This window comes from Gilliamella sp. B2785, assembly GCF_026537005.1.
GTDB classification, from domain to species: domain Bacteria; phylum Pseudomonadota; class Gammaproteobacteria; order Enterobacterales; family Orbaceae; genus Gilliamella; species Gilliamella apicola_E.
The window spans coordinates 479,053-500,941 of record NZ_JAFNNC010000001.1 but is presented as its reverse complement, the minus strand read 5'-3'; the positions used below and the strand labels follow the sequence as shown (position 1 = coordinate 500,941).

15 protein-coding genes and 4 tRNA genes are annotated in these 21,889 nt (G+C 33.7%); 11 read left to right on the top strand and 8 right to left on the bottom strand.

Annotated elements, in window-relative coordinates; translation table 11 throughout:
• Positions 1–67 precede the first annotated feature (67 nt).
• The 3 genes from J3U24_RS02250 to J3U24_RS02240 form a co-directional block, all read right to left on the bottom strand.
• Positions 68–143, bottom strand: a tRNA-Lys gene (locus J3U24_RS02250).
• A gap of 17 nt (positions 144–160) precedes the next feature.
• Positions 161–236: transfer RNA gene (locus J3U24_RS02245), tRNA-Val, on the bottom strand.
• Positions 237–269: 33 nt separating this feature from the next.
• A tRNA-Val gene (locus J3U24_RS02240) sits at positions 270–345 on the bottom strand.
• Between the two features lie 195 nt (positions 346–540).
• Here J3U24_RS02240 and J3U24_RS02235 point away from each other — a divergent pair.
• The 6 genes from J3U24_RS02235 (at position 541) to tusA (ending at position 4,754) form a co-directional block, all read left to right on the top strand.
• Positions 541–1,440 (top strand): PilN domain-containing protein, encoded by a 900-nt coding sequence (locus tag J3U24_RS02235; protein ID WP_267337461.1) that lies wholly within the window; start codon positions 541–543, stop codon positions 1,438–1,440.
• A complete protein-coding gene (locus tag J3U24_RS02230; protein ID WP_267337462.1) occupies positions 1,433–1,906 on the top strand; it encodes a hypothetical protein in 474 nt (157 codons plus the stop codon). Before J3U24_RS02235 ends, J3U24_RS02230 begins: the two co-directional genes overlap by 8 nt.
• Positions 1,903–2,256 carry a hypothetical protein gene (locus J3U24_RS02225; protein WP_267337464.1) on the top strand — a complete coding sequence of 118 codons (354 nt, stop codon included), beginning with the start codon at positions 1,903–1,905 and terminating at the stop codon, positions 2,254–2,256. The genes J3U24_RS02230 and J3U24_RS02225 overlap by 4 nt, the downstream gene beginning before the upstream one ends.
• A 29-nt stretch (positions 2,257–2,285) precedes the next feature.
• Entirely contained in the window at positions 2,286–3,590 is a 1,305-nt protein-coding gene (locus tag J3U24_RS02220; RefSeq protein ID WP_267337465.1) for a secretin N-terminal domain-containing protein, read from the top strand.
• Between the two features lie 116 nt (positions 3,591–3,706).
• A complete protein-coding gene (locus J3U24_RS02215) occupies positions 3,707–4,513 on the top strand; it encodes a Cof-type HAD-IIB family hydrolase (RefSeq protein WP_267337467.1) in 807 nt (268 codons plus the stop codon).
• Positions 4,514–4,523: 10 nt separating this feature from the next.
• A complete protein-coding gene (gene tusA / locus J3U24_RS02210) occupies positions 4,524–4,754 on the top strand; it encodes a sulfurtransferase TusA (RefSeq protein WP_065563097.1) in 231 nt (76 codons plus the stop codon).
• Between the two features lie 28 nt (positions 4,755–4,782).
• Here the strand turns inward: tusA and J3U24_RS02205 are convergent, their stop codons facing one another.
• A complete protein-coding gene (locus tag J3U24_RS02205; protein ID WP_267337469.1) occupies positions 4,783–5,190 on the bottom strand; it encodes a protein YgfX in 408 nt (135 codons plus the stop codon).
• Positions 5,191–5,639: 449 nt separating this feature from the next.
• On the opposite strand from J3U24_RS02205, the gene J3U24_RS02200 reads away from it, so the two are divergent.
• The 4 genes from J3U24_RS02200 to J3U24_RS02185 all read left to right on the top strand — a co-directional run bounded on the left by J3U24_RS02200 (position 5,640) and on the right by J3U24_RS02185 (position 9,155).
• Complete coding sequence (locus tag J3U24_RS02200; protein ID WP_220224982.1) at positions 5,640–8,180, top strand: penicillin-binding protein 1A; 2,541 nt, start codon at positions 5,640–5,642, stop codon at positions 8,178–8,180.
• A gap of 13 nt (positions 8,181–8,193) precedes the next feature.
• A complete protein-coding gene (rsmD, locus tag J3U24_RS02195; RefSeq protein ID WP_065563095.1) occupies positions 8,194–8,751 on the top strand; it encodes a 16S rRNA (guanine(966)-N(2))-methyltransferase RsmD in 558 nt (185 codons plus the stop codon).
• A complete protein-coding gene (locus J3U24_RS02190; RefSeq protein ID WP_065563094.1) occupies positions 8,751–9,008 on the top strand; it encodes a DUF1145 domain-containing protein in 258 nt (85 codons plus the stop codon). The genes rsmD and J3U24_RS02190 overlap by 1 nt, the downstream gene beginning before the upstream one ends.
• A gap of 71 nt (positions 9,009–9,079) precedes the next feature.
• A tRNA-Gly gene (locus tag J3U24_RS02185) sits at positions 9,080–9,155 on the top strand.
• Positions 9,156–9,217: 62 nt separating this feature from the next.
• Here the strand turns inward: J3U24_RS02185 and J3U24_RS02180 are convergent.
• The 4 genes from J3U24_RS02180 to J3U24_RS02165 all read right to left on the bottom strand — a co-directional run bounded on the left by J3U24_RS02180 (position 9,218) and on the right by J3U24_RS02165 (position 16,783).
• Positions 9,218–10,675 carry a hypothetical protein gene (locus tag J3U24_RS02180; RefSeq protein WP_267337471.1) on the bottom strand — a complete coding sequence of 486 codons (1,458 nt, stop codon included), beginning with the start codon at positions 10,673–10,675 and terminating at the stop codon, positions 9,218–9,220.
• On the bottom strand, positions 10,669–12,039 hold the full coding sequence (locus tag J3U24_RS02175) for a DUF6384 family protein (protein WP_267337473.1): 1,371 nt from the start codon (positions 12,037–12,039) through the stop codon (positions 10,669–10,671). The genes J3U24_RS02180 and J3U24_RS02175 overlap by 7 nt, the downstream gene beginning before the upstream one ends.
• Positions 12,039–13,190, bottom strand: a complete 1,152-nt coding sequence (locus J3U24_RS02170; RefSeq protein WP_267330167.1) for a hypothetical protein — start codon at positions 13,188–13,190, stop codon at positions 12,039–12,041. The genes J3U24_RS02175 and J3U24_RS02170 overlap by 1 nt, the downstream gene beginning before the upstream one ends.
• Before the next feature lie 251 nt (positions 13,191–13,441).
• The gene (locus J3U24_RS02165) at positions 13,442–16,783 is read right to left on the bottom strand and encodes a DUF6138 family protein (protein ID WP_267337475.1); all 3,342 of its coding nucleotides are present in this window, start codon (positions 16,781–16,783) and stop codon (positions 13,442–13,444) included.
• 593 nt (positions 16,784–17,376) lie between these two features.
• On the opposite strand from J3U24_RS02165, the gene J3U24_RS02160 reads away from it, so the two are divergent.
• Complete coding sequence (locus tag J3U24_RS02160) at positions 17,377–21,810, top strand: autotransporter outer membrane beta-barrel domain-containing protein (protein WP_267337476.1); 4,434 nt, start codon at positions 17,377–17,379, stop codon at positions 21,808–21,810.
• The last annotated feature ends 79 nt before the right edge of the window (positions 21,811–21,889 follow it).

Sequence of the window (21,889 nt, the reverse complement as noted above, 5' to 3'; positions counted from 1 at the left end):
GATTGAACGATAACGTTCTTATATCTCAATGAGTTTGATTAATGATTTTTTGATAAGGAAGAAAAAATGGTGGGTCGTGAGCGATTCGAACGCTCGACAAACGGATTAAAAGTCCGCTGCTCTACCGACTGAGCTAACAACCCATAAAATAAGTAGTAAGTGGTGGGTGATACCGGGTTCGAACCAGTGACCCCCTCCTTGTAAGGGAGGTGCTCTCCCAACTGAGCTAATCACCCCAATGTTTCTTTCGAAAACTTCACGGTAAGAATTGGTGGGTGATACCGGGTTCGAACCAGTGACCCCCTCCTTGTAAGGGAGGTGCTCTCCCAACTGAGCTAATCACCCTTACCGTGTGGATGTGCATTATAAGGCGTGTCTTATTTCAGTCAACCTTTTTTTTTTACTTTTCCTAAAATTTAGCCCTGTTCGGTGTAATTTTAGTCATTTTTTGGATGATACTTCGCAAAAATGGATTTTGTAGGTTTGAATCTAGATAATTGTGATTAAGATTGGGCGATATTGTTTTTCAATCTATTTAGTATGATGGTTTTTAATAAAAGTCGCGTAGTAATTTATATCGAACCCACAAAACTGCACTATCAGTTAGTCGAATCAAGCGGTAAGGTGAATGAGGATTTTATCGTTTATCAAGATTTGGCTGATGTCGATCAGTTTATGCATAATCTAAAACTACCAAGATTAACGTCAATTGAATTAAATTTAAGTGATGATTTTGTACAGTACCAGAAAACCACTTATCCCGATGTTAAACTGACGGTAAGCGAATTGACTAGTTATGTTGAAGCCTCCCTATACAAACTTTTCCAACAATCTGGCAATCAGCTTTTTTTTGATTATGTATTCATTTCACCTAAAACTTTAATGATTGCTATTTGTGAGCGTAAAACGGTTAATGACTGGTTAGATTTGTTCCAAAAATATGGAGTAACATTTGTCGGTAGTCATTTTGAAAATAGTTCATTTAACTTTCTACCATGGCGAAAACAAAAGGCAAAACAGCACCAATTTAAGTTACTTCTTTTTGTTGTTAATTTTATCGGGGTGTTGACCTGTTATTTTTTTTATCTTTTGATGAACACGCAGTCAGACATCGAACACTATTCTCAACAACTATCTGCTCAACAAGTGTTGCAACAAGAGTTGTTGGCTGAATCTTATATTCCTAATCCTTCACCAAGTCAAAAACAGATCCAACAGTCGCTACAAATGCTTTCTAACAAACTACCAGCAACGATTTGGTTAAATCTGTACGAATATGAGCCTGAGAAAATTAAAATTACCGGTCGTAGTGTCAATTATGTGGATATTATCAATTTTAATCAGCAACTTTCTGCAAATGTGACGAAAAGTCAGGTAAAAAATATTGAGAAAAGTCAGGATAGTTTGTTGTTTCAAATGGATATTGAGTTGAATGAATAATGACTTTCTAGAGAGGCCGATTTGGCAACAATACTTAGTTTGTATTTTATTACCGTTAACACTGTTTTTTATTGGTTATCAATTTTTTATTCAGGATTTAAAGCAACAAGCTGATCAGCAAATGGCATTGTATCAAGAAAAGCAAGTTGAAATTGAAATGCTTCAAGCAAGAATTGAACGTTATCATGCCGCTAAAAATAGTTCGCTAACTTTGATAACCGAGCATGAACTTGCTAACGCTATTGATCGTCATCATTTGACGTTGATGTCGTTCAAACTGGAACAAAATGATTCAGCAACTTATTGGGATGTTGAATTAAATGGGCAATTTTTTGATTTTATGAAATTTATTGGCGATTTTAACGAAAATTTCTACTATTTGAACTTTCAACAGTTATCAATCGGTAAGCAAGATAATTATTTGCGGATTAGATTTAGTTTGTTGTTTAAGAAGGGTATGCAATGAGTCGCTATTTATTTGTTTTTGCATTGATGATGTGCTGTTTCACAGTGAATGCTGATGGTCATCGCGATCCTTTTTTGCAAAAGATTGAGCTAGGTTGCCAAGAACAGACCGATCTTTTAAATATGCAGATTCAGGCTTGGCAGTTTAGAGGATCTATTCAACGCGTTAATTATCAGCAATTATGGCTTTCGTCAGATAATGATTGGTTAGCTATTACTGATAATAATGTTCCTCATGTTTTGTTTCCTTGGGAAATTGAAGCTGTGTTCAGCGATAAAATTTTATGGCAAGCAAGTTTACCTGAGTATTGTAACGATAAAGTGCTTTGGACAATGCCGTTAACTAAATAAGATGAGATCGATATTTGAGGTTGTAATTAATGAATCAAGCCAGCCAACTATTTAGTCAATTAGTTCGTCAATTAGCAAAGAATTTAAGGCAATTGACGATTTTGCTTATGCTTTTATCAATTCCATGTTTGGCTGAGCCTTCCATTTCAGCACAAAAAGAATCAAATGATCTTATTTCAATGAATTTTTATCAAACGGATGTCGCAATTATTTTGCAAGCGCTGGCTGATAATAAGCAGATGAATTTAGTGATGATAGATGATATATCAACTAAACAAACCATCAAACTTAAGAATGTTGATTGGCAAAAAGCTTTAAAGGTGGTGTTAAATTCAGCAAATTTACAGGCCGAAATTGAAGACAACATTTTGTTTGTCTCAAAATCTATTGAGCCGGAGGTGCTTGCGCAAAGAGAGTTATTAGAGCAAAAGGAACAGGAGTTAAATCAGCCGTTAACTTTGTTAACCATTCCGATTAAACATGGCGATCCTAATAATTTAGTAGAGACCATCCAGCAACAAGGATTATTATCTGAACGCGGAAAGGCGATAGTTGATAAGCGAACCAATTCAGTGCTTATTACTGATATGACCAAACAATTTGCGGATATTAAGAAGTTAGTTAAGGCTTTGGATCAACCCATTCCACAAGTCCATATCTCGGCCCATATTGTCACTATGAGTGATGAGAGTATGGAGGAGTTAGGGATTAAATGGGGATATTTGGGTAAATCTTCACAATTTTTTAATCAGCTGGATGTTGACCTTGGGGTCGTTAATCCTTCTTCTTCTGTGGGTTTTAATTTAGCGAAACTTTCTGGTAGTTTGTTGAATTTGGAACTTTCAGCATTAGAATCAGAAAATCAGTTAGAAATTATTGCTAGTCCGAATTTATTAACTGCAAATCAAAATATGGCATCGATTAAGCAGGGAACAGAGATTCCGTACGAAGTGTCAACGGGGGGGAATGGTTCGACATCCATTGAATTTAAACAAGCGGTATTAGGTTTAGAAGTTACGCCTAAAATTCTTGCTGATAAACAAATGATTTTGGATTTATATATCACACAAAATACTACGGGTCGTTCGATTAAGCGCCGTGATGGGGGAGAAGCTTTAGCCATTGAAACGCAAGAAATTAAAACTCAAGTGAAAGTTAAAGATGGTGAAACTGTGGTTTTGGGTGGAATTTTTCAGCAAGTTAATAGTAATGGGAAAAAGAAAGTACCTGGTCTTGCTCAAGTGCCAATTATTGGGAATGCCTTTAAATATAATGCTAAAAAAAATCAAAAAAGGGAATTAGTGATTTTTATTACTCCGCAATTAGTTGAGTAAATAGCGATGGAGTTGTATCATACTCTACTATAATTTATGACTTTGTATTGAGTTAGTTGATTCTCTGCAAAGTGTCGTTATTCTAATCACCAATTATTATAAAAGTTGAGAATATCATGTTTCATTTTGTTGCTTCTGATCTAGATGGTACTTTGTTAAATACCGAACATAGTTTATCGCCGTTTACAAAAAAAATTCTTCAGGCATTACGGGAAATGGGTATTCATTTTGCTTTTGCGACAGGCCGACACCATATTGATGTTACTCAAATGCGTGAAAATATGGAAATCGATGCTTTTATGATTACATCAAATGGGGCAAGAGTTCACGATAGTAATGGTAATTTAGTTTTTAGCCGTAGTTTTGATCCTAATTTAGCTAAAGAGTTGGCGGTAATTTGTAAAGACAGTCCATATATTTATACCCATGTTTACCGTGGTGATGATTGGCTGATTAATAAACCTGATGCCTATTCGCTTAGCTTTTTTGTTGATACAAAATTTAAATATCAATTTTTTGATCCAACTAATTTTGATACCAGTGATATTGCCAAAATTTATTTTACGACCTCTGATATTAACCATAACCATTATTTGGTGGAGTTGAAGGACAAAATTGAAAAGCAATATGGTAATAAAGTTAGCATCGCGTTTTCAACGCCAAACTGTCTTGAAGTTATGGCGGAAAATGTGACTAAAGGCAGTGCATTAAAGTTAGTGGTTGAAAGCTTAGGCTATCAACTTAAAGACAGCATCGCTTTTGGTGATGGTATGAATGATTACGAGATGTTAAAAATGGCAGGTAAGGGCTGTATTATGCAAGATGCGAGTCCTGAACTTAAAGCACTGCTTCCTGAGTTGGAAGTTATTGGATCTAATGCTGATGATGCTGTTCCCCATTATTTAGCTAATCTTTTACTTTAATCTATTAATTATGATTATTGATAAAGAATTAAATACATTAGGTTTGCGTTGTCCTGAGCCGATTATGCTAGTGCGTAAAGCGATTAGGGAATTAGCTGTTGGTCAAATACTGCACGTTGTTGCTGATGATTTGGCCACAACGCGTGATATCCCGAGCTTTTGCCGGCATATGGATCACCAATTAGTTAACTCACAAGTTGAATCCATACCATTTGAATATTGGATTAAAAAATCACATTAATATAGTGTGTTAAGCTATTTTTTATTACCTATTTTGATAAATCAATTTTTTTGAAATGATAACGAAGTGTGCGCCAGTCATTAGGCGCAAGGTTATCAATCATTAAAAAAAGAGTTCTTCTTTTACCATTTCGCCGTGATTTTAAATTAATAATGATTATATAACGTAGTAGTAGTGGTTTTCGCGTTAAATACCAACGCTGTTTGTACCAATAAATTTGGTGTATATATTCAAATAGCGCAAATTCACCTTTTATAGTTTTGAAATAGCAAATACTACGCCACCATTCGATTATTAAGATTAATATTAAAACAAAAGTATAACTATTTAATGAAGTATGCGCTAATTGCAATAAGCAAAGAATAATCAAAATAAGATAAAAGCAGGTTGCACTCAAAAATTGTACTAACGAAGGGGTAAGTTTTGTGCTCCACATATTAATCTTGTTTAAATTGATAAAATCACAATTATCTATTCGTTTTATCAGTTTTATTTAAAAATATAAAAATATTGTGAGATAATACACAAAATAATTTGAAAATTTACTAACTTTTGAGAACCTATCAATTAGTTGTTTAACCTGTAGCAAACCTATGTGGTATTTAATATCTGATCTATTAAGTTCTGCTAAAAAATTAAGTTATAAACTAATAAGTAATGGAATATGAAAGTGAAAATATATTAAAGGTAAATTTCTTTTTTTAATTTAATATGTTAATAATTGTTTAATGGATTTAAACAATTTTTTAAGCATGGGTTAGCGTCGCTTTTTATTTTGAGTCTTTTCGAGTAAGTAGTATACTCATCGGCTAAAATGGATTGAGATCAATTAATACAGTTTTATTATCTTTCTTTGATTTAAAATCAATTGGATAGGAATGATTTGTGATAATATTAAAAATATTAAAATTTTGCCTTAAACTTATAATCGGTTTAGTACTTTGTGGCTTAGTGATAGGTATCGCTGGCTACAGTTATTATTCTAAAGATCTGCCAGATGTAGCGACTTTAAAAGATGTTCGCTTGCAAACCCCAATGCAAGTATTAAGTAAAGATGGTGAACTAATCGCTATTTTTGGTGAACGTCGCCGAATTCCTCTAAAATATGATGAAATCCCACCGATTGTCGTTAATGCTGTTATAGCTACCGAAGATGCACGTTTCCATGAGCATTTTGGGATTGATCCTATCGGTATTGTGCGTGCTATGTATATCGGGTTGAAGGATAAGAGCTTTTCACAAGGTGGTAGTACTATCACCCAACAAGTGGCGAAAAACTTCTTTTTAACACCAGAAAAAAGTATTTCTCGTAAAGTAAAAGAGATGATTATTGCAATTCGTATGGAGCGAGAATTATCTAAAGACGAGATAATGGCGTTATATCTTAATATGATCAACTTTGGTTCGCGTGCTTATGGTGTGGCTGCTGCTTCATATACTTTCTTTGGTAAAACGCCAGATCAGTTAACTATCGATGAAGCGGCACTACTAGCTGGTCTACCCAATGCGCCTTCTGCCTATAATCCAATTTCCCACCCAGAAAAAGCATTAACAAGACGTAATTGGGTTTTAGGTCGTATGCTAGATCAAAATTATATTACTCAAGCGCAATATGATGAAGCGACTAAGAAGCCTTTAAATGCAAGTTATCATACGCCAAAAATTGAATTTTCTGCGCCATATGTTGCTGAAATGGCAAGACAGTTTATGTTCGATAAATTTGGTGAGAACGCTTATACAGATGGTTATAAAGTTTATACCACCATATCTAAGACAGACCAGGTGGCAGCAACAGAATCAATACAAAAGCATATTATTGATTATGATATGCGACATGGCTATCGTGGGCCTGAAAAAGTGTTATGGCAAAATAATGAGCCAGCACTGAGTGACGAGAAAATTCAAGAAGCTTTACATAAATATATTTGCTATAGCGGGATGTGCCCAGCCGTGGTTCTAGAATCATCTGATAAGGAAGCAAAAGCAGTATTATCCGATAAAAGTAATATTACTATTGCCTTTCAAGATATGAAATGGGCGCGAAAATTTATCAGTGATAATCAACAAGGTGCCTCGCCGAGAAAGGTTAATGATACTTTAAAACCAGGTCAGTTGATTTGGGTTAAAAAATCTGGTGAGAATTGGGCATTAGCGCAAATTCCAGCAGTTAACGCTGCACTGGTTTCTCTTGATTCTGATAATGGTGCAATTAAGGCGATTGTTGGTGGTTATGATTTCAATTTAAGTAAATTTAATCGTGCAACACAAGCTTTACGTCAACTAGGTTCTAATATAAAACCATTTGTGTATACGGCTACGTTAGAGAAAGGGCTAACGATGGCGACGCTACTTAATGATGCGCCGATCGTTCGTACAACAGGTAGTGTGACTTGGCGTCCAAAAAATTCACCGCCTACTTATGCTGGTCCATTAAGAATGCGAATTGGTTTAGGGATGTCTAAAAATGTGATGATGGTACGTGCATTACGCGCAATCGGTATCGATTATGCTGCCACGTATTTAGAACGTTTTGGATTCCCAAAAGAGAATATTTCACATAATGAATCACTTGCTTTAGGTTCAGCTTCATTTACGCCATTGCAGGTTGCACGTGCTTATTCCGTTATTGTTAATGGTGGGTATTTAATTACGCCTTACTTGATCGAAAAAATTGAATATGACAATGATAGTGGCGTAATTTATCAGCATCAACCATTGATTGCTTGTCATAACTGTAAAGATGAAGTGGTAAAATTTGATTCTGTTTCAGTATCGTTAGATAACGTTGAAAACGAATCAAATGAGACGGGTAGTGAAGAGCCTGAAGAGGCAAATCTTAAAACAGAAGATAATTTAATCTTACCTAATATTAATAAAGACAATAAAACCACTGATGTTACACCTAAATATGCACCACACACCGTTGATAGTGGTATAGCATATATTATGAAAGATGGACTAAGAACAATTGTTTTTGGCGGTTCGGATTGGCAAGGTACTGCTTGGCGTGTAAAAGCATTAGGTCGTAAGGATGTTGGTGGTAAAACGGGTACAACTAACCAATCGAAAGACGTTTGGTTTTCTGGTTTCGGCGGTAACATTGTTACCTCGGTCTGGATGGGGTTTGATGACCACCGACGTGCTTTAGGTCGAACTTTCCGCGCTGAAGCCGGTGCAGTTACAGCTAACCCTATTTGGGTTGACTATATGAAAGTTGCTCTTAAAGATGTACCTGAAAAACAAGATGTAAAACCAGATAATGTTATTTCTGTTACTATCGATCAGCGAACCGGTATGTTACCAGGTTCTGGAGCGAGAACGATGTCAGAATACTTTATCAAGGGAACCGAGCCAACTACCTATGGATCGCAAGAAGTTGGTACCAGCGTGAAGGATTCACAAGGTAATACGCAAGAACTATTCTAAGTAAGGTTTTTATATGAATGGTTCTATAAGAATTATTGGTGGAAAATGGCGCGGAAGAAAGTTGTCAGTGCTTGATAAACAAGGCTTGCGACCAACCACAGATAGAGTAAAAGAGACTTTGTATAACTGGCTAATGCCAGTTATACAAAATAGTGTTTGTTTGGATTGTTTTTCTGGTAGTGGATCATTAGGTTTTGAAGCCGCATCACGCGGTGCTCAAAATGTCACATTATTAGAGAAAGATAAACAAGTTGCCAATCAGCTTAAGAAAAATAAGCAGTTGATTGCATGTGATAATGTCGAAATTTATTCGACAGATACTTTTCAATGGCTTGATAGACCAGCCCAAAGACAATTTGATATTGTATTTATCGATCCGCCTTTTCATTATTCTTTAATCGAGAAAACACTAGAGCTTCTTGAGAATAACCATTGGCTAAGTCCATCTGCTTATATTTATATTGAATCTGAGCTGGGGCATGATTTTAATATTCCATCAAATTGGTATTTGCATCGAGAGAAGACAGCAGGGCAAGTTCATAGCTATTTATTTATACGAGAAGAGAGATAATGTTCATACTTTTAGGTAAACTAGTCTATTTATTTATATGGTTATTTTTATTATTTAATCTTGTTCATCCGTTTCCTAAACCAGCAAATATTCTCGCTTATATTGGATTGGTTGCTTTTACACTTATTCATGGATTACAAGCATGGATATTACAATCAACAATGGTTAATCAAGAAAAAGAACAGGATAAATTTAAAGCACTTAGATTTTTTATTTTTGGTGTTTTTGAAGCACTTAGCTGGAAAAACAAAAAATAAAGAATAAAATAGGTTGTCAGATATAAATATTTTTGTATAATGCTCACCACTTCTTTCGAAGCGTTCAATATGCGGGAATAGCTCAGTTGGTAGAGCGCAACCTTGCCAAGGTTGAGGTCGCGAGTTCGAACCTCGTTTCCCGCTCCAATTTCATCTCTATACAAAGTTTAGCTGTTAACTTAGTTCCAACACGATTATTTTTGTCCTGATTAGAAACTATCAGTCGTTTTAAAACCTCCGCCACCTGTTGATGAGCTGGATGAAAACCCACTGTCACTTGATGAACTGTAAGATGACGAGGAGGAAGAACTCGAAGAGGAAGATGAGCTCGAATAGGAAGATGATGATGATGAGCGTGAAGAGGATGAAGAGAAAGAAGAAGATCTCCTTGATGATGAATCGTCACTCGCCCATCCTGAATTATGATTAGATGATTTTAATTCTCTCCTTATTGCTCTATACCCAAAAAGGGTTTGAACAACTGTTTCTGGAAAAATTTGATTGCTAAATAGCTGGTCTAATAAATCATTAAGCTTGAACGATGGTATGTTATATTCATAAATTGAGCTAGGAATATTGTTTTCCCTAAATAAATAGAATGTTTGTTCAAAACGATTATAAACATTGTCTAATTCGTTAAGCGTTTTTAATAACGAGGCCAGATATGCATCAATATCAAGTATTTGTTTATTTATCGCGACAATTTTTTCTAATAATTTATCATCTTCTGTTGATTTAGTTTGTAAAGTTAAATCATTAAGTTGACTTAAAGATTGTTTTTGTAACAGTTTAACTAATTGATTTGAAATTAGTTTAAACTGCGAATTATTGCCTTTTTGAAGTTCTTGTAAGGTATTTTCTGTATCTTGTTTCTGTTTTTTATAATGTGCTAAATCTTGCTCAGTTAGCGCTATTGTTTTTTTCAATTTAGATAAATTTAGGTTAGTATCAACCTCGCGTTCTTTCCGCTCTTTTGCTTTTAATGCTTGCTCATATGCTCGTTTTTTATTATTAAACCGTAACTGAGATTCTTTATATAAATCTTTAAGCATTTTATGATTTTTGAAATTTTCTGAAAAATTGATAAACCTTGCTACCCATGAGTCTAAATAACGAAATATTTTGAAGGCTTTATAATTTTTCTCTCCAAAGCGACGATTAATTAAATAATTGTAATAGTAATTTTGTTGATATTGTTTCAACTTGGTTGAAAATTCTTGTTGTGAACTTTTGAAGTTTTTTGTTTCTTTGGTTAGCTCGTCTTTAGTAATGTTATAATTATTTAATAATGATAGATAATCTGCATCACTTTCAAGTTGTCGAATCTTTTCCGCGGTTAATTCATCTAATTTTAATAATGTTTCATCCATTTTTTGTTGGGAATCAGCAATAAAATGATCTAAATTACTGGATTTATTTTTTAAATTACAGTTTAAATCCTTTAACTGTTTAATGATTTTCTGAATTTCCAAATCGTTATTTTGGGGAGATTCTAATAGATAAATAGTCGCTATCTTTTGATAAATCTCTACTTGTTTATTTGTCAAATCAAGGATTTTTTGACGAGAGTTTTGCACCTCGTTATTAGTTTTCTCGATTGCACTAAAGATTTCCTGAAGTTTTATTTCAATACTTCGTTCAATATTGCTAGATTGCATATTTACCACTCTAAAATCCTACCTGTTTTAACTGTATTAGGACAGTTAAATTCTAGACGACCAATTGGTTTTTTACATAATTTATTTTCATCAATATGCCCATCGGCAATTTTATCTTTTTTAACCTTATTAAATTCTTTTTGAGAAACCTGCTGACCAAACATATCTACGAGTTTCGTTTCACCTGTTTCAATACTGGTTACCCATAGCGGTGTTGCTATTCCGGATGATGTTGTTGGTGTGACAATCACATACCAAGATTTACCGTTTGTTTTTTCGTGGGTGCGCTCAACTCCTGATTTATAATTAGGTTTGTCGACAATAGTAAGTGTCAAATTAGTTTGAGCTAGATTGAAATAATAAGACATCATTTTTTGATAATTTTCAAACTTATCAAAGTTGAGATTTTTTAGGTCAGCTTGTAAATCACTTTGTAAAGCAATAACCGGTACCATATCCGACTTCGGAACTTTTAGGGCTAATAATTTCTGATTATCAATCTGAATTTTATTTATAATGGTTTTTGCTCGTTCTGTGGAATTGTAAAGTGTTTCAATTTGATTGAAATCGATAACTCTTTGTCCTTGATTAAGATTATCAAGAACGGTATCGACTGCATTTTGTAGTACGTGATACTCTTTGCTTGTTTTTATAAACTCATCATCATCTATTAAATTAGCTAGCCGCTTATCATCTTCCAATAATTTTTTTAATATATTTAATTGAGTTCTAATATCCGACAATTTAGTGGTTACTGAGTCATTAATTTGCTTAAATTGTTTAACTAAACTATTTTCATCATCTGTAATAAAAGCCCCGTTAATGGTTGGCTTGGTGACTGTGGGAATAATTTTCTGGCTAAGTAGATTAGAAATTGAGGTCTTTAAATTTTTTACTGGAATCTGCGCATAATGAACAGAAGTTTTATCAATTTGCTTAAACTCGTTGCGTAATTCTGTTAATGAATCTTCCGACGCTAATATTTGACTATAGTAACTATCAATTTCTTGTCTAACGTCTCTTGTATAGATTAAATTATTAAAAAAGATTAAGGCTAAAATAAATAAGAATATGCTAAAAAGGCTAAATATTAACTTTCTTTTGATATAACAACGAACTAGAAAATGTTGAAACCAAGGACGTTTAGGTGCAACAAACCGTAACCGATTATCAAACCAAAGATCGATTCCTTCATCAACGATTTTATCGTCCACAATTTGACCTTTGGCTTCATAGAAAGTTTTAATGTTTTCTTTTAAATTAGCTCGTAATCCTTCGCGGTCAAGGTGCTCAAGTAGTAATTGTTTTTTTTGATATAATTCATCAATTATTGCCATTGCACCTAGTTGGTCACTAAGTTTAACATCCTGCATTAACCATCAACCTTCAAGATAATATTATTAAAGCGCTGTTTTCCATCTTCCACTATACGATCGATTTCTTTAGCATTATCAATCGATTCATTTCTTAGCTCTGTAATTAATTGTTGGCTTGATTCTTGATAATTGACAATGGCTTCAACTAATGCACGTAAAGAATCAGCTTTAATCGTCGAACCATAACCAGCTCTTAAACCTTCTTCAAGTTGCTTATTAGCTGAAGTAGCAATACTTTCAATGCCTTTATTCATACCATCTTTCATTGCTTCTAGTGTTTTAGTGCTTTCACTCAAACCTGTCAATGAAGTTATAGAAGCGCTTAATGCAGTAAATACAATTTCGTTGGTTGAAAAAAAGCTTACACTTTGTTGGTAGACACGCTCTTTTATGGAGGTTGTTTGTTGCAATCTTGCAAATACTGCTTCGGCAGAATTATAAGAAACGGTTAAATTATTGGCGAGATCTAAGATGATTTGATAACGGCTATCTTCTTGTTGTACATTGCGTAGAGCTTCGTCTCTAGCAAGTTCTAATCGTCCTCGAGCGACATGATCATCACCTGTAAAATTATCAACTTGAGCAATAGCGTCGGTTAATTTTTGTTTGCGTTCTTCAAGACGATCTGTCGCAATTTGCAGTACTTCTTCAGCAACGATTTGAGCTTGTTTTAGTCCAAAACGAAAATCTTGGTAGGCGTTTAAAATAATATGTTCACGCTCGACTTGATTACTTGTTTCTTTTGAAACATCTAAATAGGTTTTTTTTATTAAACTAAAACGATCAGGAATAGAACCACGTTGAAATGTCATCCAACCCATTTTAATTTTTTCCAAAAGATCTAACTTTCCGTCATCTAACCAACCAAGCATTTTTTCCATATCGGTACGAATACTATCAAAATGCTTAACAATATTAGAATAGCGATCAGAAACATGTACGCCATCAATTTGTTCCCGGACTACTTCATTAAATGCGCTTTGTTGTTGCAAAGTGTGAGCAATGGCGATAATACGATTTTTATCAATTTCAGCAACATTATCCAATAACTTTAAAATTGGCGCATCAGCCTGAGGTTTAACCATGATGCCGATTTTATTCAACAACTGTACTGCTCTATCTACATATGAAACTATTTGACTAGACATGTTTAATATTCCTTTAACTATTGTTCCTTAGTTAATTAAGAAAACTAAAAAGATTATATATCACTAAAAAAGTTATCACAAATTAGGATTAATTAGTTGTGAAATATAAATTTTAATTAAACTGTGATAAAAAACTAAGCTAAAGATGAACAAGGTAATAATATCCAAATTATTGAATATACCTAGATTTGACTTCCTCCTAGTTCTATAGGCCTAGAAGGAGGTCCATTTTAATTTCATTTGCATCTTTTTTATAATTTTGCTAACTTTTCCTGCCAGTATTCTTGATATTGTGGCAGGCGTTTTTGTGCTGTTTGGTATACCTGTTTTAGTTCAGTAGTATCGATTCTTTGCAGTTTCTCCATGGCATAATCTAGTTTTTTCTGCTGTATATATGCCATAAACAATAGTGAGGTATCATACACTTCGCCCATATCCGGGGTGATTTTTTCAAGCTGTTTGATTGCCCGATAATTATCATCCTTCAAAACTCCGGCGGCTATAGCTTCATCCAAATACATCATACCGGGCTTGGAGTAATCAATGTTTGGGCTTCCTTTTGGACTATCGAAGTAATAGTATTGTTTTCGCAGTGCGAATAATTTCTCTTTATCGGGCGCTTGTTTGTTCATTGCATCTGCAATTTTAGCAAAATCCATTACTCCATAAATTAGCTGAGCTTGATTTTTACCATAAATTCCCATACCCACTTGATAAGGTGTGCCACTAAAATCAATCACGACCCTTTTACCAAAAAAGTAAGCTTTTTCAGCGCCCCAAATGATAACAGAGCGGGCACCTATGTCATTTCGCACCTTATAATATTGGATAATAGCGTCGAAAATATAGGGATTAGTTATCGTTAATGGGGCAAAAATAACGGCTATCCATGAGGAATCACAAGTTTCTAATTCTCTAACATTAAACCCACGCTTTTTAGCTTGCAAGGGTGTAATAACACATGGTGGATTTTCAATAAAATCTTGGTCAACTATTGTTAACGCTTCAGATTCGCTTTCATATTTAGGTGGGAGATTATAGATAATTGGTTGACCGCTAACTTCTCCTTCTTCCTCAAGAGCTTCTAAAACTAAATTATAAAAATCAGCATAAATCAATTTCTCTTGCGGATCAGTCGCATTATTAAATAATTTTTTTAACTTTTTAAGACTATCACTAGGTTTACCAAAAAGATATTTTACTAAATAACTCAATTTACAATATGGATTTTTTGGCTCGTTCATACTGTAATAATCGGTCAAACTAGCTAAATTTTGCGGAATTTTATAAAATTGACTGGATAATTCATACATATGTTGACCTTGAGTTAATTGCAATAGAGCAATCGCAACCGCAGTTTCGGGCGTAATACCCCAATATTTTTCAAGAACAATACCAAAATTACCTGCCAAATATTCATGGTCACCATCGGTTTCAAGTGCAAATTTAATAGCCAAATCCATATGTTTCACATCCGTCATTGCCAGGGCAATAGCAGCAAATGCCCCGGCGACTGAATTATATTCATCTTGTAAATCAAAACTACAATCAAATTCATACATGGTTAAGTCAACAAACTCTCTTATTTTATCATGTAAACTTTCGTACATCGCTGCTTTGCGGAAAAAGACATGTGAACAACAAGCTATTCCTCCTGCCCCTAGCTCTAATTCTTCAAAGTCTTCATATTCTTCAACGTATTTAGCGAATTCAGAATAGTATTCAGGCTTGGCAACAAAATAAATATGAAGCCAATGCCCCTCAAATATATTTGAATAACCTTTTGCCATTAAGCCATTTAAATAATCAAGCGCATCTGAATATGCCTGTTCACTTTCTTGTTTGAAGCGTAAGTAAATTTCACCGCCCGTAGGCATGGCTCTGGCGATAATGGTGTCAGTTTCACAAAAAACATCAGTTTCAGTAAAAGTATCATAAAAACGTTCGGTTGCTGATTGATTGTCTGAATCGTATTTTTTTTCTGGCTTGCTATCTCTAATGCCCAACTTATCCCACGCTTGTTTTTGTAGAATTGCTGGTTCATATCCTTTATCAACTAAGTTTTGAATATGTATATCAGCATATTTAAATCCAAAATTTTCCCATTCAAACTGTAAATCAACTAAACGCCATTTGTTATAATCAAAATCGCAGTATTTATCTAACAAAGAACGTCCCTTCGATTCAGCCTCTTTTTCACCCGAATAAAGATATTTTTTTAATAATGCTAAAATTCTATCGGTATCATAATTATCAATAATGCCATTGAAGGCAAAATATTCCTCAACCGTGTTAGTTAGCAAATCTGCATGATATTCTTCTGATTGCTCCAGATATTTTAGGTCGCTTTCAAGCTCAAGTATCTTTGTTTGTCGGTAGGTTTGTTCTATTGGTGTTTCGATAAGAATATTATCCGGTTGACAAAGACTAATTCTGAAATATTTACTAGTCATATCAGCAAAAAAACCATCATCCAGCATTTTTTGAAGTTTTTCGGTAAGTAGTGAAACTAAATATTGATTATTTATCTCAACACCATAAATACTCGCATTATATTCTAGCTCATTTATACTTTCTGAATAATAGCGTTTGGAATTTCGTTCATTGAATAAAGCATATATTTCCAGCGTTTTATAATCAAAGGTGATATTAAAGCCACAAACATTTTCAGGGAATTTGTTAGCTGGAATATTTTTTTCATCTTCTGCCTGAGTAGTATCAAAAATGCTCTGTAATGCGTTAACTATTTTATCCACCATTTGTATCGGATAATCGGTAAAATATTGTTCAGCCAGACGATGGATTGATTCGACGTGAGTCTTGTTGTGGTCATAAATATATTTCATCACCCCTTGGGCAAAGATGCCTACAAATTTATTTTCTGGATCTCTAATTTTCAAAAGATAAGTAATGCAATCAAAATGCATAGGTGAGATGTTCTTCATAAGTTTTGAAAAAATGAGTTGAAGCATCTCTCTGATAAAAATTTGAAATTTAAGATCATTTGGACTTAATGCTTTTAATTGTTCAAATGTCGCTTCGATATCGAATTGCTCACCTTGCTTTATATAGTTTTGTAACAATATTTTTAAGTTATCAAATTCTTGTTCTTGTTGTGTTTTGGTTAAAGTGCCTTCTTTGATCGGGTTATTAATATTTTTTGTTAGTTGTTGAACGGGAGGTACTTTACGTAACTCTTCTAAATCAAATGGATTCGGTTTACCTTCACCAGCCCATTCATCTAGGTCAAACCACGGTTTTTCTTTACCATCATCAATCACATCTTTGGGTGGTGTGAGTTTTGGGTGGTTTTTCGGTTTTGGGGCATCGGGCATTTTGATGATTGTTTTTTCTGTACAGGTTGATTGTTCAAGCGCTGGTGGGATCGTTTTTTCCTGATAGCCTTTTTTGATTTTCGATCTGATCAGTTTGTTGGCTTCTTTTTCCGCATCGGCAGGCGATGAAAACGTTTTAACTTGTGTTTGTCCTTTTGCCCCTATCTTACCAAATACGATTGTTAGGGATTCGTCTTGTTGGGTGATATACCAAAATTTATTCGATAATGCATCCTTAAACTCCAGATAATACTTCATTTCCTATATTCCTAATTATAATTCTATGTCAGTTCTTATAAATAAATTGAAAAGTAATTAATATAACTTTTTAGTTTATAAAATTTTGATTATAAAAACGACCATTATGAGTGTGTTGATTTAGTAAAACCGAGATGAAGAATTTTATTACTATAAATTATGTTATTGACTAATTTTTAACAATAATTTTCTATAATTACTTTCGAATTAGAATATTGCTTAGCAGTTTTTTAAGAAACTTTACATTATTATATGTAAATTTTTATAATTTTATTGTTGTTTTTAATGGTATATGGTACAACTAGCAATTGATAGTTGATTTTTTTGAAATGTTAATTCCTTAATATTTCTGAACTATCAATACTTTTCTTTTTTCCATCTTAAATATTTAAAAATGATTTTGAGCTTTGTTTTTCAATAAAGTAATAATTGTTTTATCTATCAACATGTTATCCAAGTTATTTAAAAAATAAATCCAGTATTTATTTTGAAATGTAAGGTTCACATTATTCAAGAGTTTCATTAATTAAGTTTTTCATGTTTTTAAATTAAAAATTGGATTATAACCAATAAAAGATTTAGTGAGATAAAATATGAATAAAATAAATAAGTTAATTTTGAATTCACAATATGCTGTTAGTAATTCAAGGAAAGGAAAATTTAAAGGTAAAGCATCTCTAATCAAATTTATTACTACAACAAGCATAACTTTAGCAATGACAAATCCAAGCTTTGCTCAGTGTATTACTAGCGATCCAAATAATCAGGCTTGTACCGGTGATGTAAATAATCCCAACGGTAATGGGTATGAAAATACAAGTTCTTCTGATATTTTCTCTTTTGTCCAATCTGATGGATCTATTACAGGTAGTAAAAATGGGGTAGAAATTAATTACCATGGCAATGGTATTTTGAGCATCAATACATTAGCGAAAGTTTTTGGTAACGGAGGGGATGGAATTAATGCTCAAAATAGTAGCAATTCACAAGATATCAAAATAACACAATTAGTGAGTGGTGAAACGAGAGGGAGTAAATCGGGCATAGAGGCTACTAATAATGGTAAAGGTTTAACCATTATTAATACAGCTGGAATAATCTCTGGTAATCAGGATAACGGTATATCAGTGCTCAATGGGACTCAATCTACCGATTTAACTATTAATCAATCAAGAGGCAGTATTGAAGGGCATAATCGTGGAATAAGTGCTGAAAATCAAGGGAATGGTATCTCTGAAATCATTGTTTCCGGTAATGTGAATGGATTGAGTAGTGAAGGTATATTTGTTAAAAATAGCACTAATAGCAAGAATATTACAATTAATCAATATGATGGTAGTACGGTTAGTGGGCAAAGTTATGGTTTGGCCGCTTATAATAATGGTAAGGAACAAACTGATATCACCATTGCTGGTTATGTTGAAGGTCGTAATAATGATGCAATTTATTCAGAGTCGTCAAGTACAACATCAGATGTCTTTTTAACGCAAATGGCTGATTCTCAAATTAAAGGTCATAATAACGGTATTAATATTCTTAATAATGGTAATGGATTTAGTGATTTAATCATTTCTGGTTCGGTAACAGGTGAGCAAATTGATGGTATTGTTGCTAAAAATCTTTCAGATACATCAACTGCTATGTCTTTGAGACAGTTAGGCGGTAGTATTTATGGTCATGTGAATGGTGTGAATTTATTGAATAATGGTAATGGTGATACCACTATCTCAACTAAAAATAATATTCAGGGTGATCAACAAGATGGTATTGTAGTTGTAAATGGAACTAGTTCTAGTAATATAAAATTAAATCAGATATCAGGTACGATTAAAGGTCATAATAATGGCATAAATATCACTAATAATGGTAAAAAGTCGACGATCATTTCAACTTCTGGTGTTGTTGAAGGTGCTCAAAACGATGGAATTAGGGCAATCAATAACAATTCGACAACCTCTAATATGAGCGTTATTCAGTCAAATGGCACAATTCATGGAAATCTTAATGGCATAAATGTAACGAATAATGGACAGGGATATACGTCAATTCAAACAGCTAAAAATATTATTGGTGATCAAAATGATGGTATTGTGGTTACTAACGGTAATACATCAAGTGATTTAACGATAATCCAATCAGCAGGTAGTATTGCTGGCAAACTTCGTGGCATTAATTTAACCAATAATGGAAAAGGGAATACAAATGTTAATCTTAGTGGCTCAGTAACAGGCGATATTAATGAAGGCGTTGTAGTTCAAAATGGTACACAATCAAGTCACTTAAATTTAATTCAGATAGCAGGAAAAATCAAAGGTTTATTAAATGCGGTTAATTTAGTTAACAATGGTGTCGGTTCAACAAGTGTCAAAACTTCAGGCGATTTAGAGAGTGTTCAACAACATGGTTTGTTCGTTTTAAATAATAGTACAGCCAATAATCTTAATATTGAACAATTTGGAGGTACGATTACAGGTAATTATAATGGACTTAATGTAACCAATAAAGGAAGTGGAACGACTGAAATAAAAATTGCAGGTAAGGTTTTTGGTAATAATTCTGATGGCATTTTTGTGCTTAATGATGTTGCGGCACAGAACTTAATTGTTTCTTTGAACGACTCAGGTTTTGTTAAGGGCCATAATAAAGGACTCAATTTAACAAATAAAGGAAATGGCGAAACAAAAATTCTCTTAAATGGCAACATTGAAGCTGATCAAGATGATGCTATTTATGCTATAAATGAAAATAATGCTACTAACTTGACTGTTCAACAATTAGCAACCAGTAGCCTTAATGGTTTAAGAAATGGCATAGAATTAGAGAATACAGGATCTGGTTCTACAACTATTACTACTTATGGAACGGTTAGTGGTGAACAACAAGCTGGTATAGTTATTAATAATCGTGGTACAAGCACTGATGTTAATGTTAAACAAAATTCTGGAACAATTTTTGGTAAAAATAATGGAATAACAATCAATAACAGTGGTACTGGCTCAACGGTTATTGATATCTATGATACGGTTTATGCGAATGGGACCGATGTAAACAATAATTTAGATGCGGGTATCTATACAACGGGTAAATCAGACACAACAACTAATATTAACCTTAATGATGGTGCTAATGTTTATTCTGTTCTTGGTACTGCAATAAGAAATGATGTGACCAATTCTATTGTTAATTTAAATAGTGGTTCTAAAGTAAGTGGTAAAATATTGCTAGGAACAGGTGATGATACGCTTAATATCAATCAAGGCTCTGATATTTCAGATTTAACCATGATTGATGGTGGACGTAAAAATATTCGAGCTAGTTCATCGAATGAAATGGATGTTCTTAATTTTAGTACCCATCTAGTTGGATCTTCTGATTCAGTAGGTATTCGTGGTGATGTAGCGATTCTTAACTGGGAAAATATCAATGTTGGTTCAAACGGAAGGTTATCATTAACTGGTAACTTAAATACCGATAAGCTTACTCTAAATTCAAATGCTATTTTAGATTTTGTTCCAAGGATACATCAAGCTTCGGTAAGTGGCGATGTTTATAATAGTGGTACTATTGCGCTGAATAATAATTTTACTGGAGATCATCTAACTATAACCGGTAATTATATTGGTAATAATGGTCAGCTTTTGCTTGATACAGTATTGCAAGATAGTAGTAGCTCAACTGATAAGTTGTTTATTGGAGGGAATGCTTCCGGAAATACATTGGTTAAAATAACCAATATTGGTGGATTAGGTGCAGATACAGGTAATACGAATGGTATTGAAATTGTCAATGTTAATGGTGTAAGTTCGAACGATGCATTTAATTTAGACGGATCACATTTAGATGTGGGCGCTTATGAATACTATTTACATAAAGGCGATATTAATCAACAAAATAATAACTGGTACTTACGTTCTAGTAAACCTACTGAACCAACTAATCCAACTAATCCAACTAATCCAACTAATCCAACTAATCCAACTAATCCGACGAATCCAACCAATCCAACCAATCCAACAAACCCAACAAACCCAACAAACCCAGAGCAACCTGTTAATCCAGTGTCTCCGAATAAGGTTGCTTATCGTAAAGAAGTACCAATGTTTGCTGGGGTAGCGGCACAATTACGTCAGGCTGATTTAATTATGCAAGCAAATATGCATCAACGTATTGGTAATACTTTACTACCAGACTCAAAAATTAGTTGGGGACGAATAATCGCTGAGCGCACAGATATAAAACAAAATGGCATAGCTGATACACATAGCAAAGGGAATTATACTGGTTTCCAAATAGGTAGCGATATCTGGAAAGAAGAAGATAGCTATTGGCGTGTAGGTGGTTACTTCGGTTATTTACATGGTAGTTTAGATGTTGATGGTTTTGCCAGTAGTATGAAAGGATATGTAGGAAAAAATCGCTCAAATAGTTATTTCTTAGGTCTCTATGGTAACTATATGGATGAGAATGGGGCTTACTTAGATTTGGTGTTCCAAGGGGGGCGTCATAAAGTAGACATTAAACCAAATTATAATAAAAATAGTAAACAAAAGGGAAAAGGATTAAGTGCTTCCGCGGAAGTCGGTAAACCATTTGATTTAAATTATTATGATTGGCGAATTGAACCTCAGTTTCAAATTATTCACCAATGGATGAATCTTAATAATAGTCATATAAGTGGTAATACCACCGTCAAACAAAGTCATAATGATTCATGGCTTTTCCGAGTGGGTGCTAGACTTGATAATCATTTCCAGTCAGAGTTAGGAACGTTTCGTCCTTATACTCGTTTAAATTTATACTATTCGCCCGATGGTTCAGATCGTATAAGATTTGATTGTTCCAGAGCTTCAACTAAATTTAATAGTGGTGCTGGTTATACAAGCACGGAATTAGCTATCGGTGGTAGTTATGAATTTAATAATCAAGTTAGTGCTTATACTGAGATTGGTCATACTTGGTCCAATAGTGGTGATGCAAACGTTAAGTCGCCAATTAATGGCTCTTTAGGAATAAGAGCTAATTGGTAACACGAGTAATAAACTAAGTTGTTTATCTTCCTGACCGATACTTTTAATAGAAAGTATCGGTTTTTTTCTTTATTCATTT